General features: G+C 55.0%; 27 protein-coding genes. 22 read left to right on the top strand and 5 right to left on the bottom strand.

All coding sequences use genetic code 11. The features are described from left to right. The first annotated feature begins 1 nt into the window (after position 1). Genes CXF87_RS13180 through CXF87_RS13170 form a run of 3 tightly spaced genes read left to right on the top strand, consistent with a single transcriptional unit; the run spans position 2 to position 2,434 of the window. Positions 2–712: a DUF484 family protein gene (locus CXF87_RS13180; protein ID WP_101146902.1), complete on the top strand. Its 711-nt coding sequence runs from the start codon at positions 2–4 to the stop codon at positions 710–712. Continuing rightward, the gene (locus CXF87_RS13175; RefSeq protein ID WP_101146937.1) at positions 705–1,646 is read left to right on the top strand and encodes a tyrosine recombinase XerC; all 942 of its coding nucleotides are present in this window, start codon (positions 705–707) and stop codon (positions 1,644–1,646) included. Before CXF87_RS13180 ends, CXF87_RS13175 begins: the two co-directional genes overlap by 8 nt. A gap of 14 nt (positions 1,647–1,660) precedes the next feature. Next, entirely contained in the window at positions 1,661–2,434 is a 774-nt protein-coding gene (locus CXF87_RS13170) for an HAD family hydrolase (RefSeq protein WP_101146901.1), read from the top strand. On the opposite strand, the gene yihA is transcribed toward CXF87_RS13170, so the two are convergent. Further along, positions 2,407–3,045: a ribosome biogenesis GTP-binding protein YihA/YsxC gene (gene yihA / locus CXF87_RS13165; protein ID WP_008956511.1), complete on the bottom strand. Its 639-nt coding sequence runs from the start codon at positions 3,043–3,045 to the stop codon at positions 2,407–2,409. The genes CXF87_RS13170 and yihA overlap by 28 nt on opposite strands. Before the next feature lie 405 nt (positions 3,046–3,450). Between yihA and CXF87_RS13160 the strand changes: the two genes are divergently transcribed. The 10 genes from CXF87_RS13160 (at position 3,451) to dtd (ending at position 12,193) form a co-directional block, all read left to right on the top strand. Then, entirely contained in the window at positions 3,451–4,080 is a 630-nt protein-coding gene (locus CXF87_RS13160; RefSeq protein WP_101146900.1) for a c-type cytochrome, read from the top strand. 140 nt (positions 4,081–4,220) lie between these two features. Continuing rightward, on the top strand, positions 4,221–4,853 hold the full coding sequence (locus tag CXF87_RS13155; protein ID WP_050805278.1) for a thiol:disulfide interchange protein DsbA/DsbL: 633 nt from the start codon (positions 4,221–4,223) through the stop codon (positions 4,851–4,853). A 2-nt stretch (positions 4,854–4,855) separates the two neighbouring features. Further along, positions 4,856–5,692, top strand: a complete 837-nt coding sequence (locus tag CXF87_RS13150) for an endonuclease/exonuclease/phosphatase family protein (protein WP_198556105.1) — start codon at positions 4,856–4,858, stop codon at positions 5,690–5,692. Between the two features lie 118 nt (positions 5,693–5,810). After that, positions 5,811–6,371, top strand: coding sequence for a TRAP transporter small permease subunit (locus CXF87_RS13145; protein ID WP_008956516.1), 561 nt, complete (start codon positions 5,811–5,813; stop codon positions 6,369–6,371). Beyond that, positions 6,371–7,774: a TRAP transporter large permease gene (locus CXF87_RS13140; RefSeq protein WP_101146899.1), complete on the top strand. Its 1,404-nt coding sequence runs from the start codon at positions 6,371–6,373 to the stop codon at positions 7,772–7,774. The genes CXF87_RS13145 and CXF87_RS13140 overlap by 1 nt, the downstream gene beginning before the upstream one ends. 200 nt (positions 7,775–7,974) lie before the next feature. Further along, a complete protein-coding gene (locus tag CXF87_RS13135; RefSeq protein ID WP_101146898.1) occupies positions 7,975–9,087 on the top strand; it encodes a TRAP transporter substrate-binding protein in 1,113 nt (370 codons plus the stop codon). A 141-nt stretch (positions 9,088–9,228) separates the two neighbouring features. Further along, positions 9,229–10,059, top strand: a complete 831-nt coding sequence (gene thiD / locus CXF87_RS13130) for a bifunctional hydroxymethylpyrimidine kinase/phosphomethylpyrimidine kinase (protein WP_101146897.1) — start codon at positions 9,229–9,231, stop codon at positions 10,057–10,059. A gap of 115 nt (positions 10,060–10,174) precedes the next feature. Then, entirely contained in the window at positions 10,175–11,020 is an 846-nt protein-coding gene (locus CXF87_RS13125) for a universal stress protein (RefSeq protein WP_101146896.1), read from the top strand. Between the two features lie 100 nt (positions 11,021–11,120). After that, positions 11,121–11,690: a chalcone isomerase family protein gene (locus CXF87_RS13120; RefSeq protein WP_101146895.1), complete on the top strand. Its 570-nt coding sequence runs from the start codon at positions 11,121–11,123 to the stop codon at positions 11,688–11,690. A gap of 65 nt (positions 11,691–11,755) precedes the next feature. Next, positions 11,756–12,193, top strand: coding sequence for a D-aminoacyl-tRNA deacylase (dtd, locus tag CXF87_RS13115; RefSeq protein ID WP_101146894.1), 438 nt, complete (start codon positions 11,756–11,758; stop codon positions 12,191–12,193). Here dtd and CXF87_RS13110 read toward each other — a convergent pair. Beyond that, positions 12,190–14,166, bottom strand: coding sequence for an ATP-binding cassette domain-containing protein (locus CXF87_RS13110; protein WP_101146893.1), 1,977 nt, complete (start codon positions 14,164–14,166; stop codon positions 12,190–12,192). The genes dtd and CXF87_RS13110 overlap by 4 nt on opposite strands. 29 nt (positions 14,167–14,195) lie before the next feature. Here CXF87_RS13110 and CXF87_RS13105 point away from each other — a divergent pair, with 29 nt between their 5' ends. The 7 genes from CXF87_RS13105 to CXF87_RS13075 all read left to right on the top strand — a co-directional run bounded on the left by CXF87_RS13105 (position 14,196) and on the right by CXF87_RS13075 (position 20,601). After that, the gene (locus CXF87_RS13105) at positions 14,196–14,783 is read left to right on the top strand and encodes a TIGR02444 family protein (protein ID WP_101146892.1); all 588 of its coding nucleotides are present in this window, start codon (positions 14,196–14,198) and stop codon (positions 14,781–14,783) included. 202 nt (positions 14,784–14,985) lie between these two features. Further along, on the top strand, positions 14,986–16,032 hold the full coding sequence (locus CXF87_RS13100) for a TRAP transporter substrate-binding protein (protein ID WP_008956524.1): 1,047 nt from the start codon (positions 14,986–14,988) through the stop codon (positions 16,030–16,032). Positions 16,033–16,328: 296 nt separating this feature from the next. Beyond that, positions 16,329–16,907, top strand: coding sequence for a TRAP transporter small permease (locus tag CXF87_RS13095; protein ID WP_101146891.1), 579 nt, complete (start codon positions 16,329–16,331; stop codon positions 16,905–16,907). Between the two features lie 30 nt (positions 16,908–16,937). Further along, the gene (locus CXF87_RS13090; RefSeq protein ID WP_101146890.1) at positions 16,938–18,221 is read left to right on the top strand and encodes a TRAP transporter large permease; all 1,284 of its coding nucleotides are present in this window, start codon (positions 16,938–16,940) and stop codon (positions 18,219–18,221) included. 21 nt (positions 18,222–18,242) lie between these two features. Beyond that, complete coding sequence (locus tag CXF87_RS13085) at positions 18,243–18,686, top strand: universal stress protein (RefSeq protein WP_008956527.1); 444 nt, start codon at positions 18,243–18,245, stop codon at positions 18,684–18,686. Between the two features lie 139 nt (positions 18,687–18,825). Beyond that, a complete protein-coding gene (locus CXF87_RS13080; RefSeq protein ID WP_101146889.1) occupies positions 18,826–19,506 on the top strand; it encodes an FKBP-type peptidyl-prolyl cis-trans isomerase N-terminal domain-containing protein in 681 nt (226 codons plus the stop codon). A 3-nt stretch (positions 19,507–19,509) separates the two neighbouring features. Next, positions 19,510–20,601, top strand: coding sequence for a PHB depolymerase family esterase (locus tag CXF87_RS13075; protein ID WP_101146888.1), 1,092 nt, complete (start codon positions 19,510–19,512; stop codon positions 20,599–20,601). 6 nt (positions 20,602–20,607) lie between these two features. Here CXF87_RS13075 and CXF87_RS13070 read toward each other — a convergent pair whose 3' ends face one another. Then, positions 20,608–21,201 (bottom strand): SCO family protein, encoded by a 594-nt coding sequence (locus tag CXF87_RS13070; protein ID WP_008956530.1) that lies wholly within the window; start codon positions 21,199–21,201, stop codon positions 20,608–20,610. A gap of 5 nt (positions 21,202–21,206) precedes the next feature. After that, a complete protein-coding gene (locus CXF87_RS13065) occupies positions 21,207–21,710 on the bottom strand; it encodes a hypothetical protein (RefSeq protein WP_232774924.1) in 504 nt (167 codons plus the stop codon). A 104-nt stretch (positions 21,711–21,814) separates the two neighbouring features. Here CXF87_RS13065 and CXF87_RS13060 point away from each other — a divergent pair, with 104 nt between their 5' ends. Next, positions 21,815–22,729 carry an AEC family transporter gene (locus CXF87_RS13060; RefSeq protein WP_101146886.1) on the top strand — a complete coding sequence of 305 codons (915 nt, stop codon included), beginning with the start codon at positions 21,815–21,817 and terminating at the stop codon, positions 22,727–22,729. Positions 22,730–23,090: 361 nt separating this feature from the next. Continuing rightward, positions 23,091–24,002, top strand: coding sequence for an ectoine hydroxylase (thpD, locus tag CXF87_RS13055; RefSeq protein ID WP_101146885.1), 912 nt, complete (start codon positions 23,091–23,093; stop codon positions 24,000–24,002). Between the two features lie 4 nt (positions 24,003–24,006). On the opposite strand, the gene trmB is transcribed toward thpD, so the two are convergent. Then, a complete protein-coding gene (gene trmB, locus CXF87_RS13050) occupies positions 24,007–24,759 on the bottom strand; it encodes a tRNA (guanosine(46)-N7)-methyltransferase TrmB (RefSeq protein WP_101146884.1) in 753 nt (250 codons plus the stop codon). Positions 24,760–24,764 lie beyond the last annotated feature (5 nt).

The raw sequence follows: 24,764 nt of genomic DNA, 5'->3' as shown, positions 1-24,764 counted from the left end.
GATGTCACAAGCCCCCGAACCCCGCAAAACGCTCGATCCTGATCAAGTGGCGTTCTGGCTGGCGCGTCATCCCGATTTTTTCGTCGGTCGCGAGGGGCTTTTGCAGCAATTGCAGGTGCCCCACCCGCATATCGACGGGGCGGTATCGCTGCTGGAACGCTTGGTCTTTGATCTACGCAAGCGCGCTGAAAACGCGGAAGGCCGCCTGGAGCACTTGCTGGAAACCGCTCGCCATAACGAGTCCCAATACCGTCGGTTGCGCGAAACGCTGATTGCGCTAGTGGAAGCGCAAGACCGCGATGCGCTGGCACAAGCGTTGGCTACCCAGCTCAGCGAGCGCTTTGAAACGCCGGCCATGGCGCTATGGTGCCCGGCCACATTAAGCGACAGTGAGCCAACGCCGCCTCAGCCACCGCGCCATGTGTTGGATCAACACGCCAGCGCACGGCTGACAGCGCTGCTGGATGGCCGCACCAGTCGCTGCGTTAAGCTTAGCGTTAGCGATTGGAAGTGCCTGCTGCCTCACGTTAAAGCGCCGCGTAAAGCGGGCTCCTGTGCCATTTCTCGCCTATCCGCAGGCGACCCGCTTGGTTATCTATTGCTGGCAAGCCCCAGCCCGGATGCCTATCGGGCCAGCATGGACACACTCTTCACCGAGTATTTGGGCGATATCGTCGCACGGCTACTGGTGCGCCTGGGTGATCATGGTTGAGGCTCCCTTGGGTGAAGTGTCGATAGCCAAGCACATTGACGGCTTTCTAGCCGCATTGTCATCCCATGCAAGTCCTGCAACGGTGGAAGCCTATCGGCATGATCTGGCCGCGCTGTGTGCCTTTACCGAGCGCCGGGAGGTGACGGACCCCGCGGCGTTAGATACCGCGCTGCTGCGGGCTTTTTTAGGGTCGGAGCGCAGCCGGGGTTTAGCGCCAAGAAGCCTTGCCCGGCGCCGGGCGGCGCTTTCCAAATTTGCTGATTATTTGGTTAAACAGGGCGTGCTGGCCGATAACCCGGTGGGGTTGTTGCGTACGCCCAAACAGCCGAGCCATTTGCCGCGTCCGGTGGATGTTGACGCCCTGGCGCGCTTTCTCGATACCCCTCACGACGGCTCGCCGCTGGGCGTGCGGGATCAGGCCATCCTTGAGCTGTTTTACTCCAGCGGGCTGCGTCTAGCAGAGCTTGCAGCCCTTGATTTGGGCGATTTGCAAAACAGCCGGGTAAGGGTGACCGGCAAAGGCGGCAAACCGCGCCAAGTGCCCGTCGGGCGGCGCGCCCAGCAGGCACTGGCGGAGTGGCTGGGCTGTCGCTCCGCGCTCGCACCGGTGGATGAATTGGCGCTGTTTGTGGGGCAGCGTGGCACGCGGCTAGGCCATCGGGCCATTCAGAAACGCTTAGCGCAGCTGTCGTTAGCCCGCGGCTTGCCCGAACATTTGCACCCTCACCGTTTGCGCCACTCCTTTGCTAGCCACCTGCTTGAGTCGAGCCAGGATCTGCGCGCGGTGCAGGAACTGTTGGGCCACGCTAACCTGTCGACCACGCAAATCTATACCCGGCTTGACTGGCAGCATCTTGCAACCAGCTACGATGCGGCGCATCCCCGGGCTAAAAGAAGCCCCAGTCCCAGAAACGGCGAAAACAGAAACAAATAGCCCAGGAGCAAACCATGACCAAGTTGAAGGCCATTACCTTCGATTTAGACGACACGCTGTGGGACAACCATGGCGTGATGGCGCGTACCGAAGAGGGACACTACCGCTGGCTGCTGGAGGCGCTTGAGGCTTGGCGAGCGGCAAGCCAGGAACCAGCCCTAACATTGACCCAAGAAGGCGGCCGGGAGGATTACCTTCAGCGTCGTCAACAGTTAGCCAAAGAGGTGCCCGAACGGCGCGGTGACTTTACTTGGCTGCGAATGCGCGCCCTGGAAGCGCAGTTAGAGGCGGAAGGCCTGACCCGCAGTGCCGCTTTGTTGTGGGCGGCAGCGGCGATGAATGAGTTCCATCGCCTGCGCGTGCAAGTCACACCACACCCAGAGGCGGCCGGTTTGCTGGCGGTGTTAACCGAGCGTTATCAGCTAGCAGCCATCACGAATGGCAATATTCATTTGGCGCGTCAGCCGCTGGCCGCCTATTTTCCGGTGGCCATCGCAGCAGGCGAGTTGTTAGCACCTAAACCTGATCCCACGCCGTTTCTGACGGCGCTTGCGCGCTTGAACGTGGCCCCCGAACACGCCATGCACGTAGGCGATTCATGGCAGGAAGATGTATTACCCGCCCAGCAGCTGGGTATGCATGCCGTGTGGATTTCCGCGCTGGAAGATCAACCACTTCCCCCGCGGGTACACCGTATTGCTCATATTAAAGAGCTGCCCCGCGTGCTTGAGATGTTAGAAAAGGCGGGCTTGGAAACGCATCATTCCGGCGGTGTGTACAGCCACTGATTGAGTTTCTGGGATAGTGTATCGACGCCGTCACGCTTGAGCGAAGAGAAGAGCTGTACAGAGACCAAGTCTTCCCACTCCTTCAAGCGCGAACGTACTTTCTGCAACGAAGCGCTGGCGGGCCCTTTTTTAAGCTTGTCCGCTTTCGTCAGCAGAATATGCACCGGCATTTCGCGCTGGTCGGCATAATTGAGCATCATCTGATCGAACTCAGTGAGCGGGTGGCGAACGTCCATTAGCAGTACTAAGCCGCGTAGACTAAAGCGATTGCGTAGGTATTCTGCTAAGTGCTTTTGCCACTCTAGCTTGACCGATTCCGGAACCTTGGCGTAGCCGTAGCCGGGTAGGTCGACCAAGCGCAGCGATTCATCGTTCATGACACTGAAGAAGTTAATCAACTGAGTGCGCCCCGGTGTACGCGACGTGCGCGCCAACGCATTTTGTTGTGTTAAGGCGTTGATAGCACTTGATTTGCCCGCGTTAGAGCGCCCGGCAAAAGCTACTTCAGCGCCGGTATCATCTGGGCACAAAGCCAAGGTGGGAGCGCTGATAATAAAACTTGCCGTCGGGTAGTTCAGCCGAGGGACTGGGCTATCGTGGGGGGTAGTCATGGACTTAATCCTGAAAAACGAACATAAAAGCGGCCTACTCAACGCACTATCATCAATGTGCTCATCAATGCGCTATCATCAACGCACTATCAACCCATTATGGCTACTTCAGCGCGTAAAGTAGAACGCTTGGTAGTGACGCATAATAGAGAAATGAGAGCAGGACTGCGACGAATTACCCCTAAAGCAGACCAGGACTTGCATTCCCGCCGCTGGGGTGATTCGTTATAATGCAAGCGGTTTATATCTGCGACCTGGGGCGCTAGTGTACCATCGCCCTCTAGCCGGCAGCGACCAACGCGACACGTTGTTCGTTTTGGCGGAGCTAACCCTGGTAATTTGTGGAGCCTGGGAAGCGCCCAGGGTGCGTACCAGTCAAACATAAAACGGCATAGTGGAAGAGCAATGAGAAAGTTACTGGCAAGCCTGGCAATTACCATGGGCGCCGTTGGCGCTGCCCACGCTCAAACGGACTATCAAGCCGATGCGGACGCATCTGCTGGTCAAGAAATGTCCCAAGTCTGCGCCGCCTGTCATGGGCAGCAGGGTATTAGCCCTTCAGGCGCGTTTCCTAACCTGGCTGGGCAGCAAATGTCTTACCTGGCCAAGCAGATTATGGATATCCGCGACGGTGATCGTGTGGTGCCTCAAATGGCGGGCATCGTGGATGACTACTCTGACCAAGACGCCTGGGATGCTGCGGCCTACTTTGCGGAACAAGACGCTAACTTGGGCCAAACCAACGACGAAGACGCTGAATTATTGGCGCGCGGCGAAGAGATTTACCGTGCTGGCGATATGGCTAAGGGTATCCCCGCCTGTTCAGCCTGTCACACGCCGACCGGGGTAGGTATCGGTAGTGCCGTGTATCCTGGCCTTTCCGGTCAGCATGCTCAATATACGGTTTCTACGCTGCAGGCATTTGCGTCCGGCGATCGCACCAATGACCCCAATAATATTATGGGCGATATTGCTTCCAAAATGAGTGACAGGGATATGGAAGCAGTGGCGAATTACGTATTAGGACTGAATTAAGGCTGCAAAATTTTATACCTCCTTGTGCCGTTTGGTTCCCTCATTTGTCTATGTGCTTGAAATGAGGGAACCCGCTAATATAACCACGGTCTTAGTCCTCGCTTACCCATGGAGAGATTTATACGATGTTTAAAACGACAATGTTTAAAACGCTAATGGTTACGATGGCCGGTCTAGGTTTTTCTGCGCTAGTGAGTGCCCAGGATGTGGTTGAAGGCCAGCACTATGAAGTGCTTGAGTCACCGGTAGAAACCCACGCTGAAGATGGGCAAATTGCAGTTACTGAAGTGTTCTGGTTTGGGTGCCCGCACTGTTACCGGCTACAAACACCGGTTAATGAGTGGTACGAGACGCTGGAAGACGACGTTAGCGTAGAACATATGCCAGCTACCATGGGCGGCGACTGGAATACCCACGCTACCGCTTTCTACGCGGCTGAGTCGCTGGGTATTGAAGAGGAGCTACACGCCGATTTCTTTAATGCTATCCATCAGGAAAATCAGTCGCTCACTGAGTCCGATGAGATTGCCGCTTTTTTCGCTAACTATGGTGTCAGCGAAGAAGAGGCCAAAAAAGCGCTGACCGACTTTAGTGTTCGTAGCGATGTCAATGAAGCCAACAACCGTATGCGTGAGATGAAGTTGATGGGGGTGCCCGCGCTGGTGATTGACGGACGCTACGTTGTTTCGCCGAGTTCAGCCGGTAGCCTGGAAAATATGCCGAAAATTGCTGATGCGCTGGTCGAGCAGGTGCGTGCAGAGCGCGCAGAATAACCGTGTTGCGTGAAGCGAGAGAGCGTGATGAGGCAGTACCCAGTAGCCATCGTCCGGTGCTGTTGGAAGAGGGCCATCTGCGGCTGTTAACGTTTAACCTGCAGGTGGGTATTCAGACGTCAGCGTATCATCACTATCTCACGCGCAGCTGGCAGCACTTATTGCCGCATCCGCGTCGACAGCAGCGGCTGGACATGATGGGCGAAGTGCTGAGTAAGTTCGACATAGTTGGGCTACAAGAAGTTGATGGCGGCAGCTTTCGCTCCAGCCGCGTTAACCAAGTGGAGTATCTCGCTACCAAAGCGGGATTTCCGCACCATGTTCAGCAGTTAAACCGCAACCTGGGGCGTATTGCCCAGCACAGCAATGGGTTACTGTCGCGCTTGGTACCTAGTCAGATCGTCGAGCACCGCTTACCGGGCGCAATGCCTGGCCGAGGCGCTATTCATGCCCGCTTTGGCGAAGGCCCGGATGCCCTGCATATTTTTGTTGCTCACTTGGCGCTTAGCCACCGCGGTCGTGTGCGCCAACTCAACTATCTAAGCGATATTATTCAGCCGCTGCGCCACGTCGTGGTGATGGGCGATCTCAACTGTACGCCTGACCAACTACACGCTCACGAGCGCTTTAGTTTGTCGCTGCCCCTGCACCCGGTTAAACCCCTTTTCAGCTATCCTTCCTGGCAACCGCGCCATGCGCTGGATCATATTCTGTTGTCGCAGTCGCTAGAGGCCGCGGAAGTACGTGTGCTGGATCATCTGTTCTCTGATCACCTACCGATAGCCGTCAATCTTCCGCTGCCAGAGGCTTGTTTAGCGGCTATTCGCTCAAGCGTTTAGGCTAAGTGTTTAGGCCAACAAGATAGCCTTTGTCGCCTGTGGGCGCTGCATTGTCCGCGTATATGCGCTATTGTCTGGGGCGCTGACTCCCCTTAGTCGTTTTACGCGAGACACTTCCATGTCGGACACAACACAACTACCTGCCTTTATTGGTGCGCTGGACCGCGCTTCAGAGTGGTTCGGCCGTACCCTTGCGTGGCTGATCATCATTATGATGTTGATTCAGTTCGCGATTGTACTGCTTCGTTATGCCTTCAGCGTGAACAGCATCTTTATGCAAGAGCTGGTGATGTATATGCACGCTAGCGTCTTTATGCTGGCTGCTGCTTACACCTTTCGTCACGACGGCCACGTGCGGGTGGATATCTTCTATCGAGGCATGACTCCGCGCCGCCAAGCGTTAATCAATGTCGTGGGTATTATTACGCTACTGATTCCCGTGATGATCTTTATCATCGCTTCCAGCCTGGGCTACGTTGCCAACTCCTGGCGTATTCTGGAAACCTCCTCCGACTATGGTGGCATTCCGGCTGTCTATGCACTGAAAACCTTAATTCCACTGTTTGCCGTGCTGATGATCGTGCAAGGCGTGGTTGAGATCGTGCGTAATAGCTATGTGATGGCCGGACGGATAGTGCCGGCTGCTGCTGGCGGCAACCATCTTGAGGAGCGTGTTTGATGCTGGAATTCATGCCGATTATTTTATTTGCCGTCATCTGCATTGTGTTGATGTTCGGCTTTCCCGTAGCGCTTTCGCTGGCGGGCACGGCGCTGCTGTTTGCCGGTATGGGGCTGGGCCTGGAAGCCATTGGTATCGATGCCAATTTTGATAGCGGCTATCTCGCCGCCTTGCCCAACCGGCTTTACGGCATTATGACCAACCAAACGCTGTTGGCGGTGCCGCTATTTGTGTTGATGGGCGTCTTGCTGGAAAAATCCAAAGTGGCGGAAACGCTGCTGGATGCCATGGCCCTGCTGTTTGGTTCCATGCGGGGCGGGTTGGGTATTTCGGTGACGCTGGTGGGCATGTTGATGGCTGCCTCTACCGGCATTGTGGGGGCCACAGTGGTCACCATGGGGCTGATGTCGCTACCCACCATGCTAAAGCGTGGCTACAGCACATCGCTTGCGACCGGCACTATCTGTGCCACCGGCACGTTGGGACAAATCATTCCGCCTTCTATCGCCCTGGTGCTGCTGGGTGATGTGTTGTCATCGGCGTACCAGCAAGCACAGCTGGATATGGGGATTTTCAGCCCTAAAACGGTCTCTGTGGGCGATCTGTTTATGGGCGCGTTGGTGCCTGGGTTGCTGCTAGTCGTGATATATATGATTTATGTGGCGCTGGTGGCATGGTTGCGACCGCACATGGCACCCGCTGCCGACCGTGAAGAGTTAATGGCCGAGCTTGGCCATACCTCAGGGATTGGCATGCTGCTGCTCAAAGGCTTAGTGCCACCCGTTGTGCTGATTGTGGCGGTGCTGGGGTCGATCCTAAGCGGCTTTGCCACACCGACTGAAGCCTCCGCGGTAGGGGCCTTTGGCGCTCTGGTGCTTGCACTGGCTTACCGTCAGCTCGACTGGGCGACCCTGAAAGACGTGCTGCGCTCGACCACTCACGTTACCACCATGGTGTTTCTGATCTTGATCGGTGCGGCGCTGTTTTCGCTGGTCTTCCGTGCCTACGGCGGCGAGCACATGGTTACCGAGCTGTTCGAGGGCATGCCTGGCGGCGTGGTGGGCGCAACGATTATCGTCATGCTGGTTATCTTCCTGCTCGGCTTTATTCTCGACTTTATCGAAATCACCTTTGTGGTGGTGCCCATTGTCGGGCCGATCTTGCTTGCCATGGGCCTTGACCCGATTTGGCTGGGCATCATGATTGCCATTAATCTGCAGACATCGTTCTTAACGCCGCCGTTTGGTTTCGCGCTGTTTTACTTGCGCGGTGTTGCGCCGCCGTCTGTGTCCACGTCAGCTATTTACCGTGGCGTTATCCCGTTTATTTTGATGCAGTTGGGTATGTTGCTCATGCTTAGCTTCTTCCCGCAGTTGGCAACCTGGCTTCCCTCGCAGTTCTAGTCAACAAAAGGTAAGTTGAAAAGCATCACTGTGATCAACGCAGCTATCAACGAATATATGTGGCAACCTAACTAAAAGCAGCAACGAGCCATTAGTGTCCTGTAGCAAGTAATGGTCTGTAGCAAACCGCCTGGCGTTCTACGCTAGGCGGGGTATTCCCTACTCATAATAGTAATAATAGAAAGTAAGAGGGTTATTGTATGAAAGCCAAAACACTCCCAGTCGCCATCGCCATGACGACCGCTCTCTCCGCCAGTTTGCTGGTGGTCTCTAGCTTCGATAACCACGCCCAGGCGCAAGAGGACGAGTTCCGTTGGAAAATGGTCACCTCCTGGCCGAAGAATTTCCCAGGTGTTGGCCAAGGCCCAGAGCGCCTATCTGAGCTGGTGGATGAAATGTCGGATGGCCGCCTGACTATCGAAGTCTTCGGTGCTGGTCAGCTGGTGCCGGGGTTTGAAGTGTTTGACGCCGTTTCCGACGGCACTGCTGAACTTGGCCATTCCGCTTCCTACTACTGGAAGGGCAAAGCCCCCGCCGCTCAGTTCTTTGCTGCCGTGCCGTTTGGCATGAACGCCCAGGAGATGAACGCCTGGTTAAGCTATGGCGGCGGTATGGAGTTGTGGAACGAGCTTTACGACGACTTTGGCGTTGACGTCATGGTCGCTGGTGCCTCAGGCGTGCAGATGGGCGGCTGGTACAACAAAGAGATCAACTCGGTTGATGACCTAGACGGCCTGAAAATGCGTATGCCTGGCCTGGGTGGCGAAGTAATGAGCCGTATGGGTGTAGCGATTGTTAACATGCCGGGCGGCGAGATCTTTACCTCGCTGCAGTCGGGCGCGATTGACGCTACCGAGTGGATTGGCCCCTATAACGACTTGGCGTTTGGCCTGCATCAGGCTGCTGACTATTACTACTACCCAGGTTGGCACGAGCCGACGGTCATGTTCGAGGCGATCGTTAACGAAGACGCTTTCGCTGAGCTGCCAGCGGATTTGCAGGCGATCCTGCGTACCGCTATTAGCGATATCAACCAAAGCGTACTGGATGAGTACACCGCACGTAACAACGATGCGCTGGAAACCCTAGTGAACGAGCACGAGGTTGAGCTGCGCCGTATTCCTGAAGACGTGCTTGCTCAAGCCCGCGAGCATTCGGCTGATGTTGTCGCCGAATTGGCGGAGTCGAGCGAATTAGCCACGCGTATCTATGACTCTTATCAAGCGTTCCAGGAAAAGGTCGAGGATTACCACGCTATCTCCGAGCAGGCGTACTACAACGCCCGTAACCCGGAAGGCGACACCGCGCAATAGACTGCTGTGCTTAACGCACACGAACACAACAGCCGCCTTCGGGCGGCTGTTGTGTGTCTGGAGCGTAGGTTTTAAGCAGCACAAAACGCATAGCTTGGGTATCCTAGGCAGACAGTGACGATTTTGTCGTAAAGGAGCCTCATGTCTACCCATTCCCGTCTGCGCAATGTGCTCACCATCGCTGGCTCCGACCCGTCCGGCGGAGCTGGTTTACAGGGCGATTTGAAGACTTTTTCGGCCCTCGGCGTGTATGGTACTAACGTGATCACCGCGGTGATTGCCCAGAATACCTGTGGCGTCGCCTCGGTGTATCCGGTCTCTCCCCAGGCCATTCGCGAGCAGCTTGAGCACCTGCTGGATGATGTGGCGCTGGACGCGGTCAAAATTGGCATGGTAGCCAGCCGCGAGGTGGCTGAGGTAATCGCCGACGTGCTGCGCCAGCGCCGACCGCGCTGGATCGTGCTCGACCCTGTGATGGTCGCCAAGAGCGGTGACATACTGGTCGATGACGCCGGTATTCGCGCCGTGCGTGACATCTTGGTACCGCTTGCCGATGTCATCACCCCGAACCTACCGGAAGCCGCGGTTCTACTCGATTCGCCATCGCCTACCAGCTTGGATGATATGGAAGCGATGTTGCCGGGACTGACCCAGCTGGGGGCGCCCTATGTGGTACTAAAAGGCGGCCATTTGCGCGGAGCGACCTGCCCTGATCTGCTGGCAACCCCCAACGGCCATGAATGGTTGCCCGCCTCGCGAATCGACACCAACAATTTGCACGGCACCGGCTGCGCGCTCTCCTCGGCGATTGCCGCCTGTCTGGCGAAACTGCCAGAGCAGTCAGGCCCTGATGCCCCGGTGGCGGCGATCGGCGATGCCAAGCGTTGGCTACATGCAGCGCTGGAAGCGAGTGTGCGCTTAAATGTGGGTAAAGGGCGCGGACCGGTGCACCATTTTCACGCCTGGTGGTGAGGCGCTGCCATCAGAGTAATAGGTAGCTTGCGTGAATGGGTATTGCACACCATGCTGAGGAGTGTCTGCTTAACGGCTTATAAGGCTGAGTTGCTCAGCTGAGGAGCGTTTCGCCATGCCTCGTACACTTCTGTTTGCCACCGATCTTTCTGCTGATAATCGCGCCGCCTGTGCCCGTGCGCTGCGTTTAGCCTACGCTTACGGGGTTCAGCTCGACGTGCTGCACGTGTTGGACCCTTACTTACCGCGGCGTGTCTTGCTTGATGTAGAGAGCGCGGTAGTAGAGGACATTACCACCACGTTGACCGATCTACGTGAAGACTACGCTTTGGAGGCGCCGAAAACGCTGATCCAAACCGTGACAGGTTCGCCCCACGTTGAGATTGTACGTGAAGCCCATGAGCGCAACGCCGAGCTGATTGTGCTGGGCATGCATCGCAAGCGCGGGCAAAAAGACCTGTTGATGGGTACAACACTGATGCGTGTGCTGCGCAGCGCTCCTTGCCCGGTGGTGGTGGCCTCTTATCAACCCACCCAGCCCTGGCAGCATATTTTGGTACCCATCGACTTTTCGCTCACCGCGCGGCATACCTTGAGAGAGGCGCTGATTCGCTTCCCTGATGCCTCGCTGACGCTGCTACACGCTTGGTCGCTTCCCGGCGAGCGTGAGCTGGGTTCGCAAGCGTACTACGCCCATTGGCGTGAGCAAGAAGTGCAGCGCTTGCGCGAACAGCTGACCAATGAGGTCGATAGCCTAATGCGCGAGCTAGAGGGGGTACCAGACGTTGAGCTAGTGCTAGAGCAGGGCGCACCCTGTGATGTGCTTCAGGCCTATATGAAACGTCATTCACCCGATCTCGTCATGATCGGCAGCCGTGGGCAACCCCATCACACTAGCCAGCTCACCGAGATGCTGCTGTGTGAGCCGCACTGCGATTTGATGCTCTGCCGCGCTTGGTAGGCGACACATCATTTAAATTGCTTTTGGATAGGCTGTATATTGTACGAAACCTTTATTGGGTGTATTGCTACGTATAGCAATGCTGCCACGAGGAGGTTTTATGTCCACGCCAATTCCCGCCCAAACTACGCTAATGTTAGTGGGGCTAATGCTGTCTCCTTGGGTAATGGCCAGTAGCGTGTCAGAAAACGGCGAATCGTTTGAACGCAGCGTAGTAGAGGATGGCCAACGCTACACGTTGATTGGCAGTGGCGTATTCCGTTACATGATCTGGACGGCCTACGCGGGGGCATATTATCAGCTTGAAGGTGAAACCCAGCCACAGCCGTTAGGCAATATTCCGCGGCGCTTGGAGCTTGCCTACTTTCATGCCATTGAAGCCAGCGACTTTGCCGAAGCGACTGAAAAAACGCTGCAAGACACTCTTACGCTGTATGAATTCACTCAGATCGAAGAACCACTTGGGCGCCTAAATCAACGCTATCGCAATGTCGTTCCCGGTGACCGCTACCTGCTTAGCTGGAACGGCGAGCAGCTGCGCCTTGCGCTCAATGGTGAGGTGCTGTTTGAAGAGGAGAGTGCCGAGTTTGCCAGCGCGATGTTTAGTATTTGGCTCGGTGAGCGCCCACTGGACGACGACTTCCGCGACGCGCTACTAGGGCGAAACTGACTCGGTGAAGGAAAAGCGAATGAGCGGCGGTTACAATAGCCGTTTCTTTGCCGGGGAGAGGCGTTGTGAAGGCACTCATTCAGCGCGTAAAGCGCGCCAGCGTAGAAGTGGAAGGGGAAATTGTCGGTAGTATCGATCACGGACTACTTGCGCTGATAGGCGTTGAGAAGCACGATGATGCGGCGGCGGTAGAGAAGCTGTTGCATAAAATGCTGCACTACCGGGTATTCAGCGACGCCGAAGGCAAAATGAATCACAACCTGCAGCAGGTGAGTGGAGGCTTGCTGCTTGTTTCTCAGTTCACGCTGGCGGCGGATACCCGCAAAGGGCTACGGCCCAGCTTCTCCAGCGCCGCTCCCCCCGCCCAGGGTGAAGCGCTGTTTGATTTGCTGGTTGCCCAGGCGCGCACTGCCTGGCCACATGTCGCTACCGGTGAGTTTGGCGCCGATATGCAGGTGGCGCTAATCAACGATGGCCCGGTAACGTTTTTACTCGAAAGCTAGCTAGCCGTCTCTTCGCTGGCGAGCAGCTCGGCTTCCATTGCTTCCAGCGCCTCTTCGGCGCTAAGCCATTGCTGTTCTGCTTCATTCAGTCGTGCTTTGATTTCAGCTTGTTGACTAAGCGTCTTGGTCAGCTCGGGTTTGCGGGCGCTGTCGGTGTAGAGCTCGGGGTCTGCCAGCACTTGTTCTACCTGATCAAGTTCCTGCTGGGTCTTTTCCATCGCTTTTTCCGCTTGATCGCGCTGTTTTTTCAGTGGGCGTAGCTTCTCACGCAGCTCGGCTGCTGCTTTACGCGATGCCTTGCGCGCTTCACGGCTGTCGCCACTGGGTTGCTGGTTCTGGCGCTCGGCTTTTTCGCCGCGGGAATCCCGACGGCTCTCTTCCAGGCGCGCTTTGAGCCAAACGCGGTAATCTTCTAAATCGCCATCGAAAGGTTCAACGCGGTGATCCGCTACCCGCCAAAACTCATCGACCGTGGCGCGTAGCAAGTGACGGTCGTGAGACACCAGAATCACCGTGCCTTCAAAGCTTGCCAGCGCCTGGGTCAGCGCTTCGCGCATTTCTAGATCCAGGTGGTTGGTCGGCTCATCAAGCAGCAGTAGGTTAGGTTTTTGCCAAGCAACGAGCGCCAGCGCCAAGCGGGCTTTCTCACCACCTGAGTAGTTGGCGACTTTGCCGAAGGCGTCGTCGCCCTTAAACCCAAAACCGCCCAGGAAGTTACGGATATCCTGATCGCTGGCGGTGGGCGAGAGGCGTTGGACATGCACAAAAGGCGTCGATGAAACGTCCAGGCTCTCAAGCTGATGCTGAGCAAAATAGCCAATCGCCAAATGCTCGCCAGGCACGCGCTTGCCGTTAAGTAGCTCAAGTTCGCCGGTGAGCGACTTAATTAGCGTCGATTTACCCGCCCCGTTGGGGCCTAACAGGCCAATGCGGCTGCCGGGCAGCAGGGTAACGTTGACCTTGTCCAACTGGATGTTGTCGTCACTTCCATCGCCCGTTTTGCCGCGATAACCTAACTGCGCCTGATCAAGCACCAGTAGCGGGCGCGATGTTTTATCGGCAGCAGGCAAGGTGAAGTGGAAGGGAGAATCCACATGGGCCACAGCGATATCTTCCATCCGCTCCAGCATCTTGACCCGGCTTTGCGCCTGCTTTGCCTTGGTCGCCTGGGCTTTAAAGCGGGCGATAAAGCGCTCGATCTCCTCACGGCGGGCCTGCTGCTTAGCGGCTTCGGCTTGCTGCAAGGCGAGCTTTTCGGCGCGGGTGCGCTCAAACTGGGAGTAATTGCCGCGGTAAAGCTCCAGCGTTTGGTGATGCATGTGCACGATGTGATCACATACGGCATCCAAAAAGTCGCGGTCGTGGGAAATCAGCAGCAGCGTGCCAGGGTAGCGGGTCAGCCACTGCTCCAGCCACAGCAGGGCGTCCAGATCCAGGTGGTTGGTGGGCTCATCCAGCAGCAGAAGGTCAGAAGGCATAAACAGCGTACGGGCGAGGTTGACCCGCATCCGCCAGCCGCCGGAAAACGCCGAGAGTGGGCGGGTGAGATCGGTCTGAAGGAAGCCTAGCCCCACCAGTAGCTGTGCTGCGCGCGATTCCGCGCGGTAGCCATCCAGGGTTTCAATCAAGCCGTGCAGTTCGGCTTCACGATGGGCTTCTCCGGCCTCCCGAGCGGCCAGCAAGTCGGCTTCTGCCTGGCGTAGCGCTACATCGCCATCAAGTACATACTCAATAATGGGGCGATCAAGGGCGTCAACTTCCTGGGCCATATGCGCGATGCGCTGGCCGCCGCTCATCTCGACATCGCCCTGGTCAGGAGCAATCTCGCCCAGCAGCAGTTTGAACAGGCTCGATTTGCCGGCGCCGTTTGCCCCGATAATACCGGCCTTCACCCCGTTATTAAGGGTAACGTCTGCATTGTCGAGTAGCGTTTGCGTGCCGCGTTGCAGGGCGACTTGGCGCAGTGCGATCATGCTTTCTCCCGAAAAAAGTGGGTCATACGATGCAAAATTCTATTGCGCTTGATTCTACCCGATTGCAGCGCCTACAGCAGGCACCGTTATGGGAATTTGCGCTGTCGCTTTACGCCAAGCCGGGTGTTGAGACTGCTTGCCTGACGCTGCAAGAGGAGGGTGAGCTGGATGTTTGTGAGCTACTATTTCATTGCTGGCTCTACTCGTGCGATTTAGAAGCGATCCCCCGCGCGGTCGCTCGCCAGCGCGAGCAGCGTCGCCAATGGCAGAGCAGTGTCACGGCAGTTTTGCGTGGTTTACGTCGCGATTTAAAAGCCTCGGCAGCGTCTAGTGACTCTGTGGCAGCGCTGCGCGAAACCATTAAGCAGGCGGAACTAATGGCCGAGCGTGAGAACCTTCAACGTTGGCAAGAATGGGTTTTAGAAGTGCATGCTGATGAGCAGCGTGTAATGAATATCGTCGAAATTCCGCAAGATTCGGCTAAATGGCTGCGAAATCAGCTGCTTTTTAGTAAAGCTAACACCCACTCGGAGAGTAGCTTAAATACCACGTCGGCACTGTGTGAGGCGCTACAAATGCTTACTTGCCAGCTTGACCCTCATCAAGGAGCGCGCTAGCCTGAATTTAAGCTGATTTTGAAATACCTAGCGTTATTCGCTCGCTAGCACACCTTTAAGAACAGTACTTCAGTGTTTGTTAGTGAACACCAATTAGCGAATAACAGTGTCGTAAATGACAGTGTCGTGTTTAGAAAAGCAAAACTGACCTAGGTTTTTGCGCACTTGAATAGCGCGCTTATCACTGCAAGGGGAACACCGTATGAAGGCAAGCAAACCCGTATTTAATCGTTCTGTAACCACCAAATTAGTGACAACAGCAAGCGTGGGTGCACTGTTGATGGGCATGACAGCTGTCGCGCAAGCGGATAACTGGCGTTATGCTCATGAAGAGTACGAAGGCGACGTACAGGATGTCTTTGCCTATGCTTTTAAAGAGCATATCGAAGAGAACTCCGATCACACGGTTCAGGTTTACCGCTTTGGTGAGCTGGGTGAGTCTGACGATATTATGGAGCAGACTCAGAACGGTATTCTGCAGTTTGTGAACCAGTCACCCGGCTTTACCGGTGCATTGATTCCTGAAGCGCAAATTTTCTTCATTCCTTACCTGCTGCCGACCGACGAAGAGACCGTACTAACGTTCTTCGAAGAAAGCGAAGCAATCAACGAGATGTTCCCAGAGCTTTATGCCGAACAAGGCCTTGAGCTACTGAAGATGTATCCGGAAGGCGAAATGGTCATAACGACCGACGAGCCGATCAGCTCACCGGAAGATATGGATAATAAGAAAATCCGTACCATGACCAACCCGCTGCTATCGGAAACCTACGACGCCTTTGGTGCGACGCCTACGCCGCTACCGTGGGGTGAAGTCTATGGTGGCCTACAGACCGGCATCATCGATGGACAAGAGAACCCGATTTTCTGGATCGAGTCCGGTGGTTTGTATGAGGTGTCTCCGCACTTGACCTTCACTGGCCATGGCTGGTTCACCACCGCGATGATGGCTAACCAGGACTTCTATGAAGGCCTGTCTGAAGAAGACCAAACACTGGTTGATGAAGCTTCACAAGCAGCTTATGACCACACCATCGAGCATATCCAAGGCTTGGCTGAAGAGTCGTTAGCGAAGATTCAGGAAGCGTCTGATGAAGTGACTGTAACGCGTCTGGATGAAGAGCAGATTCAAGCCTTCCGTGACCGTGCTCCACAGGTTGAAGAAGCCTTCTTGGAAATGACCGGCGACAAAGGCGAAGAATTGCTTGAGCAGTTCAAAGCCGATTTGGAAGCCGTAAGCAACGAGTAATCATCCTTAAGCCGCATTTGCATGTTGGATGATTTACCCGAGGGGCAGCAAAGGCTGCCCCTTTTTTATGCTGCCGCGGTAAGCTATGGGTTTTCGGTTTGGAATTTAGCATCATTACGCTGGGTTACGTATATCTAGCGTTGAATCACTAGCGGCGGCATACCGTTACGCTAGTAGTGATTCCTTGCTGAATAACGCGGGCAGGTTTGCAATAGGTAGGTCTGTAATAACGCTGTGTTAATTGTGCTAACGGCACTGAACTGATGCCGTTAAAGCCGTTAGAAAGGAGTCCGGCCATGACCGATGAAGAGATGGAAAAGAGTTATCGCTCCGGTTTGCCGGGGATTTTAGGTGTGATCGACACTGCAATTAGCAAAATGGAAGCCGTGATCCTGGCGATGGGCGTTTTGCTAATGGCGCTGAATACGGTCACCAACGTGGTTGCCCGTTTCGTGTTTGGCAACAGCATTATGTTTTCTGGTGAATTAAACCGAATTTTGATCATCATGATCACCTTTGCCGGGATTGGTTATGCCGCCCGACATGGCCGTCATATTCGTATGTCGGCTATTTATGATGCATTGCCGGTGGGTGGCCGCAAAGTGCTGATGATTGGTATTGCACTATTCACATCGATGGTAATGTTTTTCCTTCTTTATTATTCAATTATTTATATTGTTGACCTGTATAGCAAAGGGCGCGTGCTGCCCTCCCTGGGCTTACCGGTATGGATCATTTACCTATGGGTACCGCTGGGCTTTTTGGTCACTGGGATTCAATACTTATTGACTGCTGTTAAAAACTTTACTTCCCACGATGTGTATCTCTCGACGGGCGTGGTGGATGGTTACAAAGACACGGAAACTGAAGTCTAACGCGGGACACTGCACCCTAGGGGAACAGCTATGACGACAATAATGGTTACTACCATGATTGCCCTGCTGCTGCTGGGCTTTCCAATGATGATTCCGCTGATTACCGCTGCGATAATTGGCTTCTTCATGATGTTTAACGGCTTCGGCCAGATGGATACGTTGATCCAGCAGATGATGGCGGGTATACGCCCAGCCTCACTCATTGCTGTGCCAATGTTTATTCTTGCTGCCGATATTATGACTCGCGGGCAGTCTGCTAATCGCTTAATTGATATGGTGATGTCGTTTATCGGCCATATTAAAGGCGGCTTAGCGGTGAGCACGGCGGCCTCTTGCACACTGTTTGGTGCCGTGTCCGGGTCAACGCAAGCGACCGTGGTGGCCGTTGGTTCACCATTGCGCCCGAAAATGCTTAAAGCGGGCTACTCAGACTCGTTTACGCTGGCGCTGATCATCAATGCCAGCGATATTGCTTTTCTGATTCCGCCTAGTATCGGCATGATTATCTACGGGGTTATCTCGGGCACTTCTATCGGTGAGCTATTTATCGCCGGGATTGGTCCAGGCTTGATGATTCTATGTATGTTCTCGGCTTACTGCATTATCTACGCCATTGTTAAAGACGTACCCACAGAACCAAAATCGAGCTGGAAAGAGCGCGCAAAAGCAGTACAACAAGCGTTATGGCCGCTCGGCTTTCCGGTGATTATTGTTGGTGGTATCTATGGCGGTATCTTTAGCCCGACCGAAGCCGCCGCCGCCTGTGTGCTGTATGCCATCTTGCTTGAGTTTGTGGTCTTCCGCTCGCTCAAAATGAACGACATTTACGCCATTGCCAAATCCACCGGTTTAATCACCGCTGTGGTGTTTATTTTGGTGGCAGTGGGTAATGGCTTCTCGTGGATTATCTCTTTTGCCCAGATCCCGCAAATGATTCTGGAGGCAGTGGGCATCAATGAAGCAGGCCCCACGGGCGTGTTGATTGCCATTTGTATCGCCTTTTTCGTCGCCTGTATGTTCGTTGACCCCATCGTCGTCATCCTGGTGCTAACGCCGATCTTTACACCGGCGATTGAAGCCACCGGACTCGACCCTGTGCTGGTGGGTATTTTGATTACGCTGCAGGTGGCGATAGGGTCGGCAACACCGCCCTTTGGGTGCGATATCTTTACTGCGATTGCGATTTTCAAACGCCCTTACTGGGATGTCATCAAAGGCACACCGCCGTTTATTTTCATGCTGATTTTAGCGGCCGCCTTATTGATCATGTTCCCGCAAATTGCGCTGTTCCTGCGCGATGTTGCCTTCCGCTAAACAGCCACAAGGAGTACGCGAATGTTTAATCGCATATTAGTCCCGGTGGATGGCTCAAAAGGCGCCTTAAGGGCGCTGGAGAAGGCGGTAGGCTTACAGATGCTAACGGGCGCCGAGCTTTATCTGCTGTGCGTGTTTAAACACCACAGCCTGCTGGAAGCCTCCCTTTCCATGGTGCGGCCTAATCAGTTGGATATTCCTGACGATGCGTTAAAAGAGTACGCCACCGAGATTGCCGTACATGCGAAGGCGCATGCTATTGAGCTGGGCGCTGATGACTCCCGCGTGCGTGCCTTTGTAAAAGGTGGGCGCCCCTCGCGTATTATCGTGCGTTTCGCCCGTAAGCGAGAGTGCGATCTGATCGTAATTGGCGCTCAGGGCACCAACGGCGAAAAGAATCCGCTGCTGGGCAGCGTCTCTCAGCGCGTTGCTGGCGCCGCTCACTGTCCTACGTTGGTCGTCTAAATCCGTTAAACCTCTTGCTTGCTTTATGGTCTTATTAACACCCACCGCCCAAAGATGCAGCTTGGGGCGGTGGGTGTTAATCTTTAAGTGACACAGATAGGCGTTCGGCGCCGCTATATAAAAGATAAAAGGATCTTTCATGAAACTACTGCTCTCTACAACGGCTCTGACAGGTTTGCTTTTGGTCGCCCCTTTTGCAGCGGCAGCGCCCGAAACTGACGAACAGCGTTTGGCTTACAGCCTGGGTGTTACCTTGGGCGAAAGCATGCAGGCCGATATCGAAGACCTCGACTTAGATGCGTTTCATGACGGCATGAGTGACGTTTTTGAAGGTAATGACTTAGCGCTTAGTGAAGAAGAGATGACCGAAGCATTGATGGCCTTCCAAGAGCAATCAATGCAAGCACGTGAAGCCGAAGCTGAAGAGATGGCGCAAACGAATCTCGAAGAAGGCGAAGCTTTCCTGGCCGAAAACGCTGAACGTGAAGAAGTAACCGTGACGGATTCTGGCCTTCAGTATGAAGTGCTTGAGTCGGGCGATGGTGCGACACCTGGCCCTGAAGACACTGTTGAAGTGAACTACGAAGGCATGCTGTTAGACGGCACTGTATTCGATAGCTCCTTTGAGCGCGGTGAATCAGTCAGTTTCCAAACCAACCAAGTGATCGAAGGTTGGCAGGAAGCGCTGCAGATGATGAGCGTTGGCGATAGCTGGATGCTATATATTCCCGCTGATATTGCTTACGGCGAAAATGGTCAAGGGCCGATTGGACCCAATGAAGTGCTGACCTTCCGCGTTGAATTGTTAGGCGTCGAATAAGCAATGACTTCAGCCGCCCCTTCCATGCTTCGCCCACTTGCATACGCTCTGGTCTGCCTGAGCCTTGGTATCCCGTTGTTGGCACAGGCCGAGCCGGAGGTTGAGCCTGAGGCATTACCCGCCCTGGGTGCCGTTAGCGAGCAGGCAAGCGTGGTGGGGGTATCGTCAGGCGGCTATATGGCAACCCAGCTAGCGGTCGCTTGGCCAGAACGGTTTAGTGGCCTGGGCGTACTGGCGGCGGGGCCTTGGAGTTGTGCACAAGGCTCGCTGAGTTTGGCGCTTAACCAGTGCATGATGACGCGCCGCGGCGCGCCATCATTAGACGAGCTGGCGAGCCGCTATGATCGCTATATAGCGCTTGAACAGGTCGGAAGCACAGAGCGCCTTAGCCAGCTGCGGGCCTACTTTTGGCACGGCGAAGAAGATGACGTCGTTGAACCGCTGCTGGGCGATCTCCTTGCCGAGCAGTGGACGCAATGGCTTGCCTCGCCAGATCAACTGCGCGTTGCGCGTAGCGAAAATGCCGGGCATGGCTGGCCGGTACGCTTACCTGATGATGTATCGCCCGGCCCCCAAGAGTGGGGCGATTGTCGCCAAGGGGGCGGTAGTTATGTATTAGCCTGCGATGAAGATATCGCTGGTGATATGTTGAACTGGCTTTATCCCGAACGTGAAGCCTCTGAGGCGAGCGGCAAACTGGGTGGCGAGTTAGCCGCGTTTGATCAGTCGGAATTTGCGGTAAAAGGCCTAGCCGACACAGGCTATGTGTTTATACCGGAAGGCTGTGAAGCGGGTAACTGCCCGGTAACGTTGGCGCTGCATGGCTGCCAAATGAACGCAGAGGCGATTGGTGAAACGTTTGTACGTTACACTGGGTTAAACGCCTGGGCGTCAGCGCATCAGCAAATTGTGCTTTATCCCCAGGCGGAAAGCAGTATGGCGAATCCGCAAGGCTGCTGGGACTGGTGGGGATTTGCCGAAAGCACTTGGCAGTTAAGCCCTCAGCACGATACCCGTAGCGGCACCCAGATTGGTGCGCTGATGGCGATGTTGGATCGCTTGCAAACTGCTCCCGAAAACGCCTCGCCAGAGTAAAGTCGACTAACTGCCCAGTTCGCTCTCTAATGCCGAGACTAACCCATGGGGAGTTGGCGAATAGAGCACTCGCTGCAATATCTCGCCTTCGCGATTGACTAAAAAAAGCGAGGCGCTGTGATCGATAGTGTATGCCATTGCCGAATCCGGCGCTTCGACTTTTCGCCATATCACGCCATAGCGCGACGCAACATCTTCAAGCTGCTCCTGACTACCTACCGCACCAATGAACTCCTCGCCGAAAAAGCCCATGTACTCCTGCATGCGCTCTATGGTGTCGCGTTCGGGGTCAACGGTAATCATCACCGGCACCACCCGCTCGCGCTGTTCCTCAGAGAGTTGAGCCAAGGCTTGGCGTTTGACCGACTGGGTCATCGGGCATATGTCGGGGCAGAACGTGTAACCAAACGACAAAATGGCTAGCTGATCGTCATCCAGCTGGGTCAGCGAAAAATCTCCCTGGGTCGAAGGCATTTCCACAGGGCCACCTACAGGTTCGCCATCCTTGGGGGCAAAAGCGTAGTGATAGAGGCCGATGCCACTGACCACAATTAATACAGCGGCGACACCAGCGCCCAGCCATAACGGTTTACGTGCCATGTGCGTTAACTCCGAATAACGTCAAAATCGAACCAACTACCCACTTTACCTTCTGCAGTGTCCAGTATGACACGCGCTCGCCAGGGCATAACGGTTTGGGTGCAAATCCCCACTTGGCCTTGGCCTTGAAAATGGCCGGGCGCGCCTGCGCTGAGGGCAAAACGGTGCAGCCCTAAGTCCATATCACGGCCAACAAAATCAACGTCAACCTGAGTGGCCGTAACGCCGTCAACCTCAACTTCCAGTGGTAATACCTCTAATGCATCAATCTGCCCACTCGCTTGAACATGGAGGGTGATGCGGCCTTTATCGCCCAACGTGGCGGAACAAGGCGCTGTATGCAAGTTGCAGCTTGCCGCAGGCGGAAACCAGGTCACATCGCTATCGCGGTGCAACCAATGGGCAAAGGCATACCAAGCACAGGCAGCCAGCGCTATACCAGTGACCAGTATCAGTACCCTTAAAGCAGGAAAGCCTGCCGGGTGTGCAGGTTTTGATATCATCTTCATGGCAGAATAATCGCTACGCAAGCCGTGAGGCGGGTGTTTCGCCATGGTAACAGTAATCGAGCCGATATCGCTGTGCTGGGATGTCGCAGGCAAAAGGGACGCAAATGGAGAGTATCACTGGCGCTTTAGGCCCCCTGTTTTTATTGATTTTACTGGGCGCCATGCTCGGCTATTGGCGTTGGCCTAGCGATACTTTCTGGCCGCAGATGGAGCGGCTTATCTATTTTGTACTGTTCCCCGCCATGCTGGTGGGAACGTTGGCGACTGCCGATGTGAGCCAAGTGCCTGTAGGCCGCCTAGCACTGGTATTGCTGGGCGCAATGGCATTGTTTGGCATACTGCTTTGGCGTTTACGAGGCTGGTTACGGCTTACACCCGCTGCGTTTACCTCGGTGTTTCAAGGGGCGGTACGCTTTAATACTTATGTGGGCGTTGCTGGTGCCGCTGCGCTACACGGCAGCTTAGGAGCGACCACTGCAGCCGTCGCGGTGGCACTAATGGTACCGGTAGTTAACGTGATGTGTGTGGCTAGCTTTGTGGCCGCTGGCACTCTGGGCGGCGCTAGCGTGGGTAAAAGCGCAATGGCGCTGATTAAAAATCCGCTAATCCTTGCTTGCCTTATTGGTATTGGCCTGAACCTTTCCGGTGTCGGTTTACCTGGTTGGAGTCAGGACACGGTCGAGCTATTGGGGCGTGCGGCGTTGCCACTGGGGCTGGTAGCGGTGGGGGTAGCGCTGCGCCCGGCGGCGTTGCTGCGGATTGACCGCGGCGTGCTGGCTACCAATAGCGTTAAGCTGCTGCTGATGCCCGCGTTTGTCTTGGTATTAACCTGGGTGTTGCAACTAGATCCGGTCAGTCGTGACGTGGCGCTCCTGTTTGCAGCGCTGCCCACCGCTACGTCTGCCTATATTTTAGCCCGCCAACTGGGCGGCGATGCTGAACTGATGGCGGCCATTATCACCGGACAAACCCTATTGGCCATGGCGACGCTACCGTTTTGGCTGCGATTGGTAAGCTGATGGATAGGCAGACTCAAAAGGTAAATAAAAAATATTCGTATTTGTATTGACGAGGTAAATGAGAATGATTATAGTGTGATTGTCAGCGTTTGATGAGACGCTTGGCAGCCAAGACAGCTACTCGGTAAACATTATCGCCAGTTAACTGTCATGGTTTCTCCCTCTCATTGCTAGTCACGGTCTTTTTTTGCCGCTCCAATGGAGCGGCTTTCTTTTTTCTACACCCTGCTAACCTCCCCATTTCTAATGCTGGCTTTTCGGCGACCTCCAAAGGGCATTGCTGAGGTGCGTTTTGGCGTCTACGTTTTATACGTAATGCTTAAAAGCGCTTTTTAAACGCATGCTAATGGAGGAGTTGACCATGAACGATACCCAAGATCTTTTCCCTACTCGCTTGGAGCGAAAATTGGGAATGTTTGAACGCATCGATCCCGTGGTATATGGCGATGAATCCCAGCTTGCTGATGGGCCGCTGAATAGGTCGCAAATTGAGGAGTATGAGAAAAAGGGATTTCTCTCCTTTGAAGGTTTTTTTGACGCCGACGATATGCAGGTGTTTCTTCAAGAGCTGCGTGAGTACGAAGATGATGCCGATCTTAAGCTTTCAGAAGGCACGATTCTTGAACCAGGGCGTGAAGAGATACGCACCGTGTTCGGTATTCATGAAGTGTCCAAGCGTTTCCAACGTCTGACCCAGGACCCCAAGCTGTTGGCGATCGTCAAGCAATTGCTGGGCAGCGATGTCTATATCCATCAGTCACGAATCAACTATAAGCCCGGGTTCAAAGGCAAAGGGTTTGATTGGCATTCAGACTTTGAGACGTGGCATAGCGAAGATGGCATGCCGCGCATGCGCGCGCTTAGCTGTTCCATCGTGCTCACCGATAACGGTGAGTTTAATGGGCCACTGATGTTGATTCCTGGTTCGCACCGCTACTTTGTTCCCTGTGTAGGGCGAACGCCGGAGAATAACTACAAAGAGTCACTCAAAAGCCAAGAGGTGGGAGTGCCGCCAGCCAGCAGCCTGCGCGAATTAATGTTGGAGAACGATATTGAAGCGCCCAAGGGGCCCGCTGGTTCGCTGGTGATTTTCGAAAGCAATACTATGCACGGCTCCAACACGAATATGTCCTGCTGGCCGAGAAGTAATCTGTTCTTTGTTTATAACAGCGTTGAAAATACCCTTCATGACCCTTACTGCGGTAATCGGCCCAGGCCTGAGTTTCTGGCCAATCGTTCAGATTGGGAGCCGATTGAACCGCTTAAAGAGTAAGGCGTTACCCCTCTCGCCGATAAATCAAATCCCACACGCCGTGGCCGAGTTTTTCGCCGCGGGCTTCAAACTTGGTGAGCGGGCGGAAGGCCGGGCGCGGCACGTAGGGGGCGGTCTCTGTGCTAGCGGTATTGGCATAACCGGGGGCCGCTTCCATCACTTCCACCATCCACTCCGCGTAGGCTTCCCAGTCCGTAGCTAGATGGAAGGTGCCGCCGGGCATCAGACGAGTGCGAATCAGCTCAACAAAGGCTGGCTGCACGATACGCCGCTTGTGATGCTTTTTCTTCGGCCAGGGGTCAGGGAAGAACAGCTGCAGCGTGGTTAGCGAGCCTTCCGGCAGGCACTGCTCTAGCACGGCCAGGGCATCTTCGCGGTAAACTCGCAGGTTAGTCAGGCCGCGTTTATCCACTTCATCTAATAGTTTGCCAACGCCAGGGGCGTGCACTTCGATACCGATAAAGTCGGTATCCGGGTGGGTTTCGGCCTGCTCAATCAGTGAGTTGCCCATGCCAAAGCCGATTTCGACTACGCGCGGCGCTTGGCGCCCGAACAGCACGTCCAGGTCTTGACGGCCGTCGGCAATGGTCAGGCCGAAGCGTGGCCAAACGTCTTCTAGCCCCCGGTTTTGTGCCTGGGTCATGCGGCCCGCGCGGATTACATAGCTTTTAATGCCGCGACGATGCAGCGGGGCATCCTGGCTTTCGGGGTTGGTGGTGGCGTTGCCTTCGGGCGCGGCATTGTTCGTATCGGTCATGGTGT

The organism is Halomonas sp. MES3-P3E (genome assembly GCF_002836035.1).
GTDB classification, from domain to species: Bacteria; Pseudomonadota; Gammaproteobacteria; order Pseudomonadales; family Halomonadaceae; genus Vreelandella; species Vreelandella arctica.
This window is presented reverse-complemented; position numbering and strand designations above follow the sequence as displayed.